The following is a 15,402-nucleotide window of genomic DNA, read 5'->3' on the forward strand; positions in this document are numbered from 1 at the left end:
GAAGGAAGTCTCACATTATGGAATATAAAATTTTTCTTTCATCACCACATTTAAATAAAGAAGTATATGAAGGGCACTATGTAAAGGAAGCTTTTGATAAAAATTGTATTTCAATTGTGAAATTACCTTTTAACTATAAAAAAGAAAAAAATGCGAAGAGAGAGGGGAATAAATAGATGAAAATATTATTTCTCTCATTAATTAATATAAAAAGCATAGAAGAAAAGGGGATCTATACAGATTTAATTAGACAGTTTGTAAATGGTGGTCATCAAATTTATGTTGTCACCCCATTTGAAAAGAAATTAAAGAAGCAAACACAATACGTAATTGAAAATGATGTACATTTTCTTAAAGTAAGAATAGGAAATATAACTCAAAATAATATTATTGAAAAAGGCATTTCAACATTAATGATTGAAGGACAGTATTTAAAAGCAATCGAAAAGTACTTCAAGGATGTAAAATTTGATTTTATCATTTATTCTACCCCTCCTATTACATTTGAAAAGGTAATCCGGTATATAAAAAAAAGAGATAATGCAAAGTCTTACTTGTTATTGAAGGATATTTTTCCACAGAATGCGGTAGATTTAAATATGTTTCATAATAAAGGTCTATTTTATAAATATTTTAGAAGAAAAGAAGAAAGATTATATAAAATATCGGACTTTATTGGCTGTATGTCCCAGGCAAATGTTGATTTTATACTTAAACACAATCCAAATATTGACCCGCTAAAAGTTGAAATATGTCCTAATGGTATTGAGATCTTGTCTATAGAAAATGATAAGAGCCGACTCAAAGAGATCATAAAAAAACATAATATTCCCACTGATAAAACAAAATTTATTTATGGTGGTAATATTGGAAAACCTCAAGGAATTGATTTTCTTATTCAATGTTTGAAAAGTAATAAGAATAATGATTGCGTATTTTTTATTATAGCTGGTTCTGGTACAGAATTTAAAAAACTTCACCACTACTTTGAAAGAGAGAAACCAATTAATGCGAAACTTATAGAAGAGTTGCCTCGAGAAGAGTATGAACTATTAGTAGATTGTTGTGATGTAGGTCTGATATTCCTCGATCATCGATTTACAATACCTAATTTTCCATCAAGATTACTTTCTTATATGAAGGCATCTATGCCCGTGTTGGCTGCAACAGATATTCATACGGATATAGGGCGAGTCATTGAACAAGGGGAGTTTGGTTTATGGTGTGAAAGTAAAAATGTGGAGCAATTCAATGAAAAACTAAAACAATTAGAAAATCCAGAACTCAGAGATAAAATGGGGGGAAATGCGAGATTATATTTGGAAAATTACTATACTGCTAAACATTCTTATGAGATTATAACTAGTCATTTTAAATAACTGAAAAGAGGTTAAAAATGTTTAATAATCAAGTACTTTTAATAACAGGTGGGACGGGTTCTTTTGGACATGCTGTAATGGAAAGATTTTTAAATACAAATATTAAAGAAATACGTATTTTCTCTCGAGATGAGAAGAAGCAAGATGATATGAGGAAAAAATATAATAACGATAAACTGAAATTCTATATTGGAGATGTGCGCAATATAGATAGTTTAAGAAATGCGATGTATGGAGTTGATTATATATTCCATGCAGCAGCATTAAAACAAGTACCATCATGTGAATTTTTTCCGCTTGAAGCGGTTAAAACCAATATTTTAGGAACTGAAAATGTTTTAACTGCTGCAATTGAATATGGTGTAAAAAAAGTCATTTGCTTATCAACGGATAAAGCTGCCTACCCAATAAATGCCATGGGGATTTCAAAAGCAATGATGGAAAAAGTTTTTGTCGCAAAATCAAAATTAGTTCCTTCTAAGAAAACATTAATTTGTGGAACAAGATATGGTAATGTCATGGCTTCACGTGGTTCTGTGATTCCTTTATTTATCGAACAAATTAAAACCGGTCAGCCTTTAACAATTACAGATCCCTATATGACAAGATATTTAATGAGTTTGGACGAGGCTGTGGAGTTGGTATTATTTGCTTTTAAACATGCTGAAGCAGGAGACATCATGGTGCAAAAATCACCGGCATGTAGAATCGGGGATCTTGCACAAGCGATAAAGGAAGTATTTAATGCGGATAATGAAATAAAAGTTATCGGGACAAGACATGGCGAAAAACGCTATGAAACACTCCTGACAAAAGAAGAGTTTGCTGTAGCAGAGGACTTAGAAGGGTTCTTTAAAGTACCTGCTGATCAAAGGGATCTCAATTATACTAACTATTTTGAAAATGGCGACGTAAAACTCACGGCTGTGGAAGAATACAATTCAGACAATACAAAAATACTATCAATAGATGAAATTAAAGAAACTCTACTCCAGTTAGATTACATCAAAGCCGAATTGAAAGAATGGACTAAGAATATCCAAATTATTTATTAAAAGGTGGAGTAGATAAATGAACATTTTGGTAACAGGTGCAAAGGGATTTATCGGACAAAATTTAATTGCGGAGCTTAGCAGCCAAGGTATTTATCAAATCTTTGAGTATACAAGAGATAGCGATCCCTCACTGTTAGAAAAATATGCAAAGGAAAGCAACTTCGTATTTCATTTAGCGGGTGTAAACAGACCACAAAATGAAAATGAATTTATGGAAGGAAACTATGAATTTACATCGCGGTTACTAGAATTGTTGAAGAAAAGTGGAAATAAATCTCCAATTGTAACAATTTCCTCAACTCAAGCGGAATTCGCTAATCCTTATGGGAAGAGCAAAAAGGCAATGGAAGATTTAATGTTTGATTACCAAAAGAAAACAGGGGCACAAGTCTATATATATCGCTTGTCAAATATATTCGGCAAATGGAGTAGGCCAAACTACAACAGTGTTGTTGCTACGTATTGCTATAACATTGCAAGGGATATGGAAATCCAAATACACGACCCGAATGTGAGGCTGACGCTTTGTTATATCGATGATGTGATCGATGAGTTTATACGGGCAACAAAAGGGAACCCAACTGTTTTACGTAATTATTGTGTTGTACCTATTGCCCATACTATTTTACTAGGGGAATTAGCAGAGTTAATATCAAGCTTCAAAAATAGTCGAAGTAATTTAGCAATTGTGAACATGGATGATCCACTTACGAAAAAGCTTTACAGCACATATTTAAGCTTTTTACCTATTGATCAATTTTCATATGATTTAAAAATGAATCTAGATAATCGAGGTTCGTTTACCGAATTTATTCGTACTCCTGAGAGAGGGCAAGTTTCGATTAATATCTCAAAGCCTGGTATTACAAAGGGAAATCATTGGCATCGTACAAAAAATGAAAAATTTTTAGTGGTAAGCGGTGAAGCCTTAATCAGATTTAGAAAACCGGATTCCGATACCATTATTGAATACAAAGTTAATGGAGAAAAGTTGCAGGTTGTTGATATTCCAACAGGATACTCCCACTCTATTGTGAATATTGGAGTGAGTGATCTTATTACAGTCATGTGGGTAAATGAATGCTTTAATCCTGTAAAGCCGGATACGTACTATTTGGAGGTATAAATTGTGAAGAAATTAAAGGTTATGACAGTAGTTGGAACAAGGCCAGAAATCATAAGATTATCTGCTGTGATCAATAAACTGGAAAAGTCTCAAGTGATAGAACATACGCTTGTCCATACAGGGCAAAATTATGACTACGAATTAAATGAAGTGTTCTTTAGAGATTTCAATTTAAGAAAACCGGATTATTTTCTTGATGCAGCAAATGGTACGGCAATCGAAACAATCGGAAATATTTTAAATCGAATCGATCCAGTATTAGAAGAAGTTCAACCAGATGCTTTTTTAGTATTGGGAGACACGAATAGTTGCTTATGTGCATTAGCTGCAAAAAAAAGACATATCCCAATTTTCCATATGGAAGCTGGAAACCGGTGTTTTGATCAGCGTGTGCCGGAAGAAACTAATCGTAAAATTGTAGATCATATAGCTGATATTAATTTAACCTATAGTGATATCGCAAGGGAATATTTGTTAAATGAGGGGATACCCGCAGATCGTATTATCAAAACAGGAAGTCCAATGTTTGAAGTGTTGCATTCCAGAAAATCGGATATTGAGAAATCAAATGTTGTGGAGAGATTAGCGCTTGAGAAAGGGAAGTACTTTGTTGTTTCTGCACATCGTGAAGAAAATATAAATTCAAAGGGGAATTTTCTAGATTTGGTAGAAAGCTTGAATGCAATTGCTGATAAGTACAAGCTACCTGTTATCGTCAGTACTCATCCAAGAACGCAGAAAATGATAGAGGCAAATGGGATTGAATTTAATTCTTTCATAAAAATAATGAAGCCTTTAGGATTTAATGATTACGTGAAGCTGCAGATGGATTCTAAAGCGGTTCTCAGTGATAGCGGAACCATTAGTGAAGAGTCGTCCATTCTTGGTTTCAAAGCACTCAATATTAGACAAGCCCATGAAAGACCAGAAGCAATGGAAGAAGCGGCGGTTATGATGGTCGGGCTAAAAAAGGTGAGAATATTACAGGGGTTGGCGGTCTTGGAAACACAGGAAGTAAGTACGCTTAGGCTGGTGGAAGATTACCGAATGTCGAATGTATCGGATAAGGTAGTGAGGATTATTTTGTCATATACGGATTATGTGAATCGGGTTGTGTGGGGAGTGGGATGAATGCTGACTGTAGTGCAAATTAATTCAGTTTGTGGGATAGGAAGTACTGGTAGGATTGCTACTGAGATTCATCATGCTTTATCTGAGAATAGTTATAAGAGTTATATAGCATACGGGAGGGGTTTGTCGAAAAATTGTGAGAATACAATAAGAATTGGGAGTAATTACGATAATTATTTACATGTAGGCTTAACAAGGGTTTTTGACAAACATGGATTTGGATCCGTAAAGGCAACAAAAGCCTTTATTAAAACTCTAGAAGAAATAAATCCTGATATTATTCATCTCCATAATATTCACGGATATTACCTTAATGTTGAAATACTATTTAAATTTTTAAAAGAAATTAACAAACGAGTTATTTGGACACTTCATGATTGTTGGGCTTTTACTGGGCATTGTTCTCATTTTGAATTTATAGGTTGTAATAAATGGAAAACTGGATGTTTTGATTGTCCAGAAAAAAAAGAATATCCTACAAGCTTTATTATGGATAATTCAGAAATAAACTTTCTAAAGAAAAAAGAATTATTTATAGGGGTTAAGGATCTTACAATAATTACTCCATCCAAGTGGCTGGGGAATTTAGTAAAACAGTCCTTTTTAAACAATTATCCTACAAAAGTAATTCATAATGGTATAAATTTGGATATTTTCAAACCAACAATTAGTGATTTTCGAGAAAAATATAAATTAAAAAATAAATTTATAATACTTGGAGTTGCAAATGTATGGAATCGGAAGAAAGGTCTAAATCACTTTATCGAACTTGTAAATAATCTTGAAAAAGATGAAGTGATAGTACTAGTAGGATTAACAGAAAAGCAGATGAAAGAATTGCCTAAACAAATTATTGGTATTCCTTTAACAAATAGCATTAATGATTTAGCAGAAATTTATTCAGCAGCAGATGTATTTGTAAATCCAACATTAGAAGATAATTTTCCAACAACAAATATTGAAGCATTAGCATGTGGAACACCTGTCTTTACGTTTAATTCAGGAGGAAGTACAGAAAGTATCGATGAAACATGTGGGAGAATAATAAATCCTAAAAATACTATAGGAATAATAGACTGTTTAAAAACATATAGAACTAATAATCTAATTAACTCTTCAGATTGTATAAATAGAGCAAAACAGTATAATAGGCAAAATCAGTATAATAGATATTTGGAATTATATTTAAAGGAAGGTATAGAATCAGAGAGTTTAGTATTACCTTCTAATTTAGGGAGTTAATTTCATGAAAAGAATCTTAGTAGTAGTAGATAATCTAAATAGTGGTGGTATTGCATCCGTGGTACTAAATATTTCGGAGGCAGTTGATCCCAACAATTATATTTTTGATTATATTGTTTACAAACAACCTAATAAAGAGGTAATACAAAGAATAAAAAAAATAAAAGGAAACTATTTTGTTGTTAAAAGATTAAGTGAGACAACTCCATTTAGTTATGTAAATAATATTAGAGAAATTATTAGAAATAATGGTCCTTATGATGTCCTACATTCACATACCTCAAGCTTTATTTGGCTATCTTGTTTAGCTGCAAAAAAAGAAAATATCCCTATTAGAGTAGGACATGCACATGGAAGTAAGAATTCTAAGCAATTTTTTTTTAGTGAATGGTTATATTCAATTTTAAAATATCTAAATAGTATATATTGTACGAAAAAAATAGCATGCGCTGATAAATCAGGGAATTATATTTTTGGAAATGAATTTGATTTTATCCCCAATTTTATTGATCACGAAAAATTCTTAGAAGTAAAAAAAGAAGATATAAATGAATTTATGTTTAAACATAATATTGCTAAAGATGCCGAGATTTATTGTTTTGTTGGTTATTTAGGAGGAGAAAAAAATCCGATGTTTGCTTTACAGCTATTTAAAAAGATTTTAATGGAAAATGCAAATTCATTTTTACTTATAGCTGGAGATGGACCGGATTCAAAACGATTAGAAGAATATATCAAGGCAAATCAGATGGAAAATAGAGTGAGAATGCTTGGAAATACAGACAAAGTAAGAGAAATACTACAAACATCTGATATTTTATTAATGCCCTCATTTTCTGAAGGGATGTCTATGGCATTATTAGAAGCCCAAATTTCAGGTGTAAATTGTATCGTATCATCTAGTGTACCAAAAACTAATGACATTAAAGCTGGTTTATTTCATCAAAGTCCCTCCTCTGATCTTGAGAGTTGGTACAGAATAATAAAAGGTGTTAAAAAGAAAAATAAAGCTAGTAAGTTAGAAATTATGAACGCGTTAGAGAGTATTGGTTACAATAAAGAAAATATAGCTAGCAAATATGAATTAATATATTCAAATCAATCATTATACTGAATTTTAAAGAAAATCGTAGGTGAAAATTAGATGAGAGAAATTTTGATAAATGAAACTACGCCGCTTAAAAAAAAACAATATTATGAAAATTTATTTACTATTGGAATTATGATATCAATTAATATTCTTCTTATCACTGTAGCAGTTTATATAAAAGATTACTCATTTCAAAAATGGGTATTTCTTTTTGCCGCAATATCAATCATTCAATTCATCATAAATATTTTTACATTAAGGAAACTAGAGGGGAAATTATTTTCATTAACAATATTATTTTTTATATTTTCTTTTATAACTCATCTCGGTATAGTAATTATTTTCGGGTTTGACATTGATATAGATTTACCCTGGAATCCGCTATTAACAATTTCAATGACTATGTTCAAAGATGCATCTTTATTTTCCTTATGTAGCCATTTATTTTTAACTCTAGGAATGTCACTTATTTTGAGGAATAAACCAAAGATATCTTTTTCTAAACCTATAGATAACGAAAGTGGAATTTATCAATTGTTTTTGACTAAAAATATTGGTGCGATTTTTGTTCTATTTGGGTTATTACCAATGCTTTATATCGATTTTAGTAAAATAATTGTGTATTTGAATGGAAATTATTTAGACACTTTTCAACTAGGGTTGCCAGGCTTTTTATATATTATGTCTAGTTTTTTTGATATTGGAATAATAATGGTAATAATAGGCAATAAAAGGGATGAAAAAAAGGTCTTATTAATTTTATTTCTTACAACAATTTATAAAGGTATATTAATGTTTACAGGTGGTAGAGGAGAACCTATTCTATATTTATTAACATTATATTTCATTTATTTTAATTTTATTAAAACAGTAAAACTGAAACCCCTTCAAATTTTCTCGAATTTGATTTTAATTTATACCATGGGTTTTTTTATTACTTTTATCAGTCAAATACGAATGATGTCCATCAACAGTATAGACACCTATATGGAACTCTTTAAATCATCATTTATAGACTTCTCTCCATTCTCAATCATAGCAGAGTTTGGAAGTACCATCATTACTTTAGGTATTGCAATGGATTATTTTTCAAATATTAATGACTTTCAATATGGATTAAATTATTTATATGCATTATTAAATATATTTCCTAATCTAGGAGGTATATTGGATTTTACTGTATCCAAATCAATATATATATATAATTTCCCTATACATTTAAGGACATTTTTAGGAGGATCTTATTTAGGGGAGATATTTTATAGTTTTGGGTATTTTGGTATGATTTTTACTGGATTTATAGGGATGGCAATAAGTTATATATCTTTAAAATTAAATGAATTTTTTATAAAGCAAAAGTATATTAAATTGTCCATTTTGTTAATATTATTTCCAAATATATTATGGTGGACAAGAGCCTATTTTGTTGATATGGTTAGAGATTTTGTTTGGATTTCAATATGCATTATTATATTAACTTTTTTATTTAAGAATTATAGTTATCTAATGAGTCCTAAAAATTGGCTTTTAGGGAGAGTAAATAATGAAAAACATACTAGTTAGCATTCATTGTTTAACGTATAATCATGAGAATTTTATAGCAGAGGCGATCGAAAGTTTTTTAATGCAAAAGACTAATTTCATGTTTGAAATATTAATTCATGATGATGCTTCTACTGATAGAACACCTGAAATTATTAAGGAGTATGAGCTGAAATATCCTGATTTAATAAAGCCAATTCTTCAATTAGAGAACCAGTATTCTAGAGGGGGTTCAGTAAATACTATAAATTTTATTAATTTAAATCGTGCAAAAGGAAAATATATTGCCGTGTGTGAAGGTGATGACTACTGGACGGATCCTTATAAATTACAGAAGCAAGTTGATTATATGGAAAAAAATATTGATTGTAGTTTATGTGTTCATAGTGGACATGTAGTGGCAGCAGCTGATAAAACAATACAATCATCAAATCGGCCCAATAAAGGTAATAAAATTTTTACAGTCGAAGAAGTCATTGAAGGTGGTGGTGGATTATTTTTAACAAATTCAATGCTATTCCCAAAAAAATTCGCGTTAGAAAGAAATGAATTTTTAGATAATGCGCCAGTAGGTGATTATCCATATGCTATTAACTTATCGTTGTTAGGCAAAGTTTATTATATAGATGAATTTATGTCAGCTTACCGAGTAGGTGATAGTGCCTCTTGGACGGCAAGAGAGTTTAATAGTATCGAAAATAAAAAGCGGCATTATGCAGAAATTGAAAAAATGCTCGATAATATAAATGTTTATACGGATTTTAGATATGAGAATGTTATTACTAAAACAAAAATTAAAAATAAATTTTACTTTTTATTAGAACAAAAAAAATACCATGAAGCAAAAAACGGAAATTATAAAGAATATTATTTAACATTAAGTCTTAAGAGAAAATTTATTATTTTAATGGATCAATATAGTCCTTTTATTTCTAAAGTTTTCAGAGAAATTAAAAGGAGGATAATTGTATGGAACTCCATATAACAAAGTTTAAAGTTCTATCATCTCTTTTGTGGAAACTAATGGAAAGAGGTGGGGTACAGGGGATCCAGTTTATAGTAATGATTGTTCTAGCACGAATGCTATTACCGAATGATTTTGGATTAATCGTTTTAGTTACAGTGTTTATTTCTATGGCTGGCATCATCACGCAAGGAGGTTTTAATCTAGCTTTAATTCAAAAGAAAAAAGTTGATGAAGTTGATTTTTCATCGGTCTTTTATTTAAACTTGTTTATTGCATTTACTCTATACATGTTACTCTTTTTCACAGCACCATATATAGCCTCATTTTTTGAACAACCTCAATTAAAATTAATTTTAAGAATACTTGCTTTAACCTTATTTATTTCTTCTTTTAGTGCAATTCAAAATTCTATCATATCTAGAGAATTTCAATTTAAAAAACTATTTATTAGTACATTGATTGCTTCAATTTTAGCTGGAATTGTTGGTATAACGATGGCATCTGCTAATTATGGCGTATGGGCTTTGGTAGGTTTTCAATTAACAAATCAACTACTAGTTACGATAATATTGTGGTTTAACATAAAATGGAGACCGAAATTTCTATTTTCTTTTAAAAGAATTAAGATTCTATTTTCATTTGGATGGAAGTTACTTGTATCATCTTTAGTTGATGCGATAGATCTTAATATTAGAAATTTATTAATTGGTAAGTTGTTTAGTCCAGCTCTATTAGGTTTTTATAATCGGGGTGAGCAATTCCCTAACTTACTTGTGAATAATATAAATGGAGCGATACAAGCTGTTATGTTTCCTGCACTATCTTCTCATCAAGATGATCAACATAGGGTGAAACAGATGGTTAGGAGAGCTATTGTAACGAGTTCTTTTATCATTTTCCCTATGATGGTCGGACTAGCTGTTACAGCAGAACCTTTAGTTAAGATTTTACTGACAGAAAAGTGGTTACCTGCTGTACCGTTCATACAAATATTTTGTATCTGCTATGCATTATGGCCCATTCATACAGCCAATTTACAGGCTATTAATGCATTAGGGAGAAGTGATATATTCCTTAAATTGGAAATAATTAAAAAACTAATGAGCATTATATTATTAATAGCGAGTATCCCTTTAGGTGTTTATGCAGTAGCGATTAGTTTAGTTATTGGTGGAGTATTAGCCTCGTTCATTAATGCATATCCCAATGCAAAATTACTCAACTATAGTATTCGGGAGCAAATGAATGATGTGATGCCTTCCCTTCTCATAGCTATTGTTATGGGGTCCGTTATATATACAATTCATTGGCTTCCAGTATCTTCTTCTATAACAATAATAGCTCAAGTCTTTGTTGGCATAGTTTTATATATAGGATTAGCTGCCATTTTTAGACTTGAATGTTATTCTTATTTACTTGTAACAATAAAACAACTGTTAGAAAGTAGAAAAAATATACAACTAAAGGGTTATGAAAAGGCATAACTATAGGGCAGTACTAATTTAATTTATAAAATGAGGTGATTAAAAAGGATGAAAGAAATTGGCGGCTATTTTGAATTGGAGCATTTAATTAGCGATGAATATTACAAAGACTTAATACATTTAAACACTGCAAGGAATGCTTTACTATATCTAATTAAGTTAAAGGAAATTGAAAAAGTTTATATTCCATATTATCTAGGTAATTCAGTAAGGGATATGTTACAGAGATATGGATATAAATACGAATACTATAGAATCGATACTGATTTTAGCCCTATTTTTAATGGGAATCTTCAAAAGCAAGAATATCTTTATATTGTTAACTATTTTGGACAATTATCAGAAGAAAAAATACTAAGTCTGAAAAATCAACATAAACAAATAATTATTGATAATTCCCAGGCTTTTTTTCAAAGACCGTTAAATTCAATAGATACCATCTACTCATGTAGGAAATTTTTCGGTGTACCGGATGGGGCTTATTTATCAACAGATAAAAAATTAGATGTAGAATTAGAAATTGATATTTCTAAAGATAGGGTAGAGCATCTTTTAGGACGCTTTGAAGGAAAAGCCTCAGATTATTATAAAAATTTTTTAGAAGTGGATGAACGATTTTATGGAGATTCTATAAAGCAAATGTCTAAACTTACTCGTAATTTAATGGGAGCAATTGACTACCAGAATGTTTTAAGGAAAAGAAATAGTAATTATAGATATTTAGAAAAAGAGCTAAATAAACTTAATCAGAAAAAATTTATTTCTCCTAAGGGCCCTTTTTGTTATTTATTTTTCACTAAAAATGGGTTGCAACTTAGAAAAAATTTAGCAAAAAAAAATATATATATTCCTATACTTTGGAGCAATGTATTAAACATATCACTAGAAGAAAGTATTGAGTATCAGTATAGTGCAAATTTATTACCGATACCATGTGACCAACGTTACGAGCAAGAAGATATGAAATATATAGTTGAGTCTATAAATATTGAAGAAAAAATTTACTATTAATTTAATAAAAAAGGAGAACAATTTAATGGAGAATTTATATTTGAGAGCTTTTGAGTATAGTGATTTGAGCTTATTAAATAAAATAAGAAATGATGATATTCTTTTTCAAACTACTGTAGGGAATAAATACTATATCTCTTCTGAATATGATAAAAAATGGATAGAAGATAAAATATTTAATAATAATAAGCAGCTTTATCTCGTTGTTTGTTGTAGAGGGATTGATGAACCAATCGGATATGTCTGTGCAACTAATATTGATTATATAAATAGAAAGGCTGAATGGGGTGGTTTAATAATATCAAAAGAATTTGTAAGTAAAGGATTTGGGACAAATGCTGGCTATCTATTGCTAGACCATTTGTTTGGAGAGCTTGGAATGAATATGGTTTATGCATATGTAAAAGAAGATAATAAAGCATCCTATAGACTATCTGAAAAGTATGGTTTTAAAAAAGATGGTTTAATTAGAGATTTTGTATTTAAACAAAACAGTTTCCATAATGCCTTCATATTCACTATAGTGCGTTCAGAGTATGAAAATTTACATTTGAATAGAGAAGAGCGGAGTCTTGATTTTATTAAATAGAAAATTATAACAGTAAAGGTGATCATATGACCAAACCTATTCAAATTACAAGCTCTTCAATGCCGGATTTTAATGAATATATAAAAGAAATAAAAGATTTATGGGAAAGTAAATGGCTTACTAATCAAGGGGAGAAGCATAATCAATTAGAAAAAAGGTTAACTGATTATTTAGACACTAAAAATATTGCACTATTTTCAAACGGCCATTTAGCCTTAGAGTATATTATAGAAACATTTCAACTTAGTGGCGAGGTTATTACAACACCATTTACATTTGCCTCAACTACTCATGCCATTGTAAGAAAAGGGTTAACTCCTATTTTTACGGATATTAATCCGGATGATTATACAATGCAAACGGATAATTTAGAGAGTCTAATAACAGAAAAAACATCGGCTATTATTCCTGTTCATGTATATGGTAATATATGTAATGTTAAAAAAATTGAGCAGTTAGCAAAAAAATATAATTTGAAAGTAATTTATGATGCTGCACACGCATTTGGAATCACGTTAAATGGAGAAAGCGTAGCCAACTTTGGAGATGCATCTATGTTCAGTTTCCATGCTACAAAAGTATTTCATACAATCGAAGGTGGGGCATTAACATTCAAAGATTCTAATCTGAAAAATAGAATTGATTCTTATAAAAACTTTGGTATTACTGGACCTGAATCAGTTGAATTCATTGGTGGAAATGCAAAGATGAATGAGTTTCAGGCAGCTATGGGTTTATGTAATATTAGAAACGTAGATCGAGAAATTGAGAAGAGAAAATTAGTTTATGCTAGATATATTGAGAAACTTAGCGGAATTGCCGGAATTAGATTACCTTATATTTCTAAAGGTGTAGTTAGTAATTATGCTTATTTTCCAATATTATTTAACAGCTTTAAAATTAGAGAAGAAATGTATCAGGAATTTTTGGAGCAGGGCATAAACACAAGAAAATATTTCTATCCTTTAACAAGTCAATTAGAGTGTTACCAATCACAATTCACCCCAAATCATACCCCAGTTGCACTACAAGTTTCACAACAAATTTTAACACTCCCACTTTATGCAGATTTAAGTTTTGAACAGGTTGATCGTATTTGCAATGTTATTGAAGGAATCAAAGTAAAAGGTAGTTAAAGGTGGTATTAAACCATGAAGCTTGCAATTATGCAACCGTACTTTTTCCCCTATATAGGATATTTTTCATTAATGCAGGAAGCAGATCAATTTATCATATTTGATACTGTGCAATTTCAAAGAAAAAGCTGGATGGTGAGAAATTGCATTTTGAATCTAAATGGTGGCAGTTCGTACATTCATTTGCCAGTAAAAAAAGCACCATTGAGTTCCTGTATTAAGGACATCTATGTCGATGATGAAATAGACTGGAAGGAAAAATTATTTAACCAACTCCAAATCTACAAAAAAGCTCCTTATTTTACAGAAACAATCAAAGTACTGGAAAAAGCTTTAAATAGTAATTATAAAACATTAACTGATATCAATAAGAATTTGCTAGTGGAAATAAGCAATTATCTAAATTTAAAGTGCAAAATAAGTGTATTTTCTGAAATGGAACTAGATATTGAAGAAGTGTACACAGCTGATGAATGGGCATTAAATATCTCGAAAAAATTAAACGCAACTGAATATATTAACGCACCAGGAGGCGTATGTTTTTTTGATCGGGAAAAATACGAAAATAATAATATTAAATTGAAGTTTATAAAAAATAAATTAAATCCATACAAACAATTTCATTTAGACTTTGTACCTGGTTTGTCAATTATAGATGTAATAATGTTTAACAGTATTAATAAAATACATGAAATGTTGGTTAATTATGAAGAAATTTTTCAGGAAACTATATCCTAGAGCTGAGGTGAGTATTTAATGAAAGGAATTCTACTAGCAGGCGGGACAGGAACGAGACTATATCCGATTACAAAATCCGTATCCAAGCAAATGCTGCCTATTTACGATAAGCCAATGATTTATTATCCACTGTCCGTTTTAATGTTGGCGGGTATTCGCGAAGTATTAATCATTTCTACACCTCGTGATATAGGCGGTTTTAAAGAGCTGTTAGGAGATGGAAGTAAGCTCGGCATGACATTTGAATATGCCATTCAGGAACAACCGAATGGGTTAGCAGAAGCCTTTATTATTGGTGAACAGTTTATAGGGAATTCATCCGTTGCCCTTGTTTTGGGGGATAATATTTTTTACGGTTCGAATTGGATAGACCGTTTACACGAAGCAACAAAACTAAAAGAAGGCAGTATACTTTTAGGGTGTAATGTCAAAGATCCAAGAGCATATGGAGTGGTTGAAATCGATGGAAATGGTAATGCTATTTCAATTGAAGAAAAGCCTGAAAATCCAAAATCATCATATGCAATTCCTGGCCTGTATTTCTTTGATTATCAGGTTGTGGAGTTTGCAAAAAATGTTAAACCATCCGCTCGTGGAGAGATGGAGATTACTTCTATTTTAGAAGCTTATCTACAAATAGGTCAGTTGAAAGTCGAATTAACAGGGCGTGGATTAGCATGGCTAGATACAGGTACACATGAGTCTTTACTGGAAGCCTCGAATTTTGTGGAGGTAATGCAAAAGCGGCAAGGTTTGTATATTGCATGTATAGAAGAAATTGCCTATCGAAAGGGTTATATTACAAAAGAACAATTAATAGAGCTCGCTCTACCTCTAATGAAATCGGAATATGGAAAATACTTGTTGGAACTTTCGCGCGCGCATGAATATTTGTATGTATCTGCGAAATGA

The 15,402-nt window shown here is 30.7% G+C and carries 15 protein-coding genes; all 15 read left to right on the top strand.

Annotation, left to right across the window (positions count from 1 at the left end; translation table 11 throughout):
- Positions 1-17 precede the first annotated feature (17 nt).
- The 15 genes from NYE67_RS05570 to rfbA are packed head-to-tail and all read left to right on the top strand — an operon-like array spanning position 18 to position 15,402.
- Positions 18-176 carry a hypothetical protein gene (locus NYE67_RS05570; RefSeq protein WP_340729425.1) on the top strand — a complete coding sequence of 53 codons (159 nt, stop codon included), beginning with the start codon at positions 18-20 and terminating at the stop codon, positions 174-176.
- Positions 177-1,379 (top strand): glycosyltransferase family 4 protein, encoded by a 1,203-nt coding sequence (locus tag NYE67_RS05575; protein WP_340729426.1) that lies wholly within the window; start codon positions 177-179, stop codon positions 1,377-1,379.
- A 17-nt stretch (positions 1,380-1,396) separates the two neighbouring features.
- On the top strand, positions 1,397-2,434 hold the full coding sequence (locus NYE67_RS05580; RefSeq protein WP_340729427.1) for a polysaccharide biosynthesis protein: 1,038 nt from the start codon (positions 1,397-1,399) through the stop codon (positions 2,432-2,434).
- 16 nt (positions 2,435-2,450) lie between these two features.
- Positions 2,451-3,560: a capsular polysaccharide biosynthesis protein CapF gene (locus NYE67_RS05585; RefSeq protein WP_340729428.1), complete on the top strand. Its 1,110-nt coding sequence runs from the start codon at positions 2,451-2,453 to the stop codon at positions 3,558-3,560.
- A gap of 3 nt (positions 3,561-3,563) precedes the next feature.
- Positions 3,564-4,691 carry a non-hydrolyzing UDP-N-acetylglucosamine 2-epimerase gene (gene wecB, locus NYE67_RS05590; protein WP_340729429.1) on the top strand — a complete coding sequence of 376 codons (1,128 nt, stop codon included), beginning with the start codon at positions 3,564-3,566 and terminating at the stop codon, positions 4,689-4,691.
- A complete protein-coding gene (locus NYE67_RS05595) occupies positions 4,692-5,933 on the top strand; it encodes a glycosyltransferase (RefSeq protein ID WP_340729430.1) in 1,242 nt (413 codons plus the stop codon).
- 4 nt (positions 5,934-5,937) lie between these two features.
- Positions 5,938-7,047: a glycosyltransferase gene (locus NYE67_RS05600; protein ID WP_340729431.1), complete on the top strand. Its 1,110-nt coding sequence runs from the start codon at positions 5,938-5,940 to the stop codon at positions 7,045-7,047.
- 30 nt (positions 7,048-7,077) lie between these two features.
- Positions 7,078-8,586 carry an O-antigen polymerase gene (locus NYE67_RS05605; RefSeq protein WP_340729432.1) on the top strand — a complete coding sequence of 503 codons (1,509 nt, stop codon included), beginning with the start codon at positions 7,078-7,080 and terminating at the stop codon, positions 8,584-8,586.
- A complete protein-coding gene (locus NYE67_RS05610) occupies positions 8,567-9,550 on the top strand; it encodes a glycosyltransferase (protein ID WP_340729433.1) in 984 nt (327 codons plus the stop codon). Before NYE67_RS05605 ends, NYE67_RS05610 begins: the two co-directional genes overlap by 20 nt.
- Positions 9,535-11,016: a lipopolysaccharide biosynthesis protein gene (locus NYE67_RS05615; protein ID WP_340729434.1), complete on the top strand. Its 1,482-nt coding sequence runs from the start codon at positions 9,535-9,537 to the stop codon at positions 11,014-11,016. Before NYE67_RS05610 ends, NYE67_RS05615 begins: the two co-directional genes overlap by 16 nt.
- A 48-nt stretch (positions 11,017-11,064) precedes the next feature.
- Positions 11,065-12,027: a hypothetical protein gene (locus NYE67_RS05620; protein WP_340729435.1), complete on the top strand. Its 963-nt coding sequence runs from the start codon at positions 11,065-11,067 to the stop codon at positions 12,025-12,027.
- 25 nt (positions 12,028-12,052) lie between these two features.
- Entirely contained in the window at positions 12,053-12,616 is a 564-nt protein-coding gene (locus NYE67_RS05625) for a GNAT family N-acetyltransferase (RefSeq protein WP_340729436.1), read from the top strand.
- Between the two features lie 26 nt (positions 12,617-12,642).
- The gene (locus NYE67_RS05630; protein ID WP_340729437.1) at positions 12,643-13,752 is read left to right on the top strand and encodes a DegT/DnrJ/EryC1/StrS family aminotransferase; all 1,110 of its coding nucleotides are present in this window, start codon (positions 12,643-12,645) and stop codon (positions 13,750-13,752) included.
- Positions 13,753-13,767: 15 nt separating this feature from the next.
- Positions 13,768-14,490 (top strand): WbqC family protein, encoded by a 723-nt coding sequence (locus tag NYE67_RS05635; protein WP_340729438.1) that lies wholly within the window; start codon positions 13,768-13,770, stop codon positions 14,488-14,490.
- A gap of 18 nt (positions 14,491-14,508) precedes the next feature.
- On the top strand, positions 14,509-15,402 hold the full coding sequence (gene rfbA, locus NYE67_RS05640; RefSeq protein WP_340729439.1) for a glucose-1-phosphate thymidylyltransferase RfbA: 894 nt from the start codon (positions 14,509-14,511) through the stop codon (positions 15,400-15,402).

Source organism: Solibacillus sp. FSL W8-0474 (assembly GCF_038004065.1).
In the GTDB taxonomy this organism is placed as follows: domain Bacteria; phylum Bacillota; class Bacilli; order Bacillales_A; family Planococcaceae; genus Solibacillus; species Solibacillus faecavium.

What these genes read in the sequence shown, in the direction of transcription:
- NYE67_RS05635 (WP_340729438.1), top strand. Translation starts at nt 13,768, where the DNA reads ATGAAGCTTGCAATTATGCAACCGTACTTTTTCCCCTATATAGGATAT.
- NYE67_RS05630 (WP_340729437.1), top strand. Translation starts at nt 12,643, where the DNA reads ATGACCAAACCTATTCAAATTACAAGCTCTTCAATGCCGGATTTTAAT.
- NYE67_RS05595 (WP_340729430.1), top strand. Translation starts at nt 4,692, where the DNA reads ATGCTGACTGTAGTGCAAATTAATTCAGTTTGTGGGATAGGAAGTACT.
- NYE67_RS05610 (WP_340729433.1), top strand. Translation starts at nt 8,567, where the DNA reads ATGAAAAACATACTAGTTAGCATTCATTGTTTAACGTATAATCATGAG.
- NYE67_RS05620 (WP_340729435.1), top strand. Translation starts at nt 11,065, where the DNA reads ATGAAAGAAATTGGCGGCTATTTTGAATTGGAGCATTTAATTAGCGAT.
- NYE67_RS05600 (WP_340729431.1), top strand. Translation starts at nt 5,938, where the DNA reads ATGAAAAGAATCTTAGTAGTAGTAGATAATCTAAATAGTGGTGGTATT.
- NYE67_RS05585 (WP_340729428.1), top strand. Translation starts at nt 2,451, where the DNA reads ATGAACATTTTGGTAACAGGTGCAAAGGGATTTATCGGACAAAATTTA.
- NYE67_RS05605 (WP_340729432.1), top strand. Translation starts at nt 7,078, where the DNA reads ATGAGAGAAATTTTGATAAATGAAACTACGCCGCTTAAAAAAAAACAA.
- NYE67_RS05570 (WP_340729425.1), top strand. Translation starts at nt 18, where the DNA reads ATGGAATATAAAATTTTTCTTTCATCACCACATTTAAATAAAGAAGTA.
- NYE67_RS05575 (WP_340729426.1), top strand. Translation starts at nt 177, where the DNA reads ATGAAAATATTATTTCTCTCATTAATTAATATAAAAAGCATAGAAGAA.
- rfbA (WP_340729439.1), top strand. Translation starts at nt 14,509, where the DNA reads ATGAAAGGAATTCTACTAGCAGGCGGGACAGGAACGAGACTATATCCG.
- NYE67_RS05580 (WP_340729427.1), top strand. Translation starts at nt 1,397, where the DNA reads ATGTTTAATAATCAAGTACTTTTAATAACAGGTGGGACGGGTTCTTTT.
- NYE67_RS05625 (WP_340729436.1), top strand. Translation starts at nt 12,053, where the DNA reads ATGGAGAATTTATATTTGAGAGCTTTTGAGTATAGTGATTTGAGCTTA.
- NYE67_RS05615 (WP_340729434.1), top strand. Translation starts at nt 9,535, where the DNA reads ATGGAACTCCATATAACAAAGTTTAAAGTTCTATCATCTCTTTTGTGG.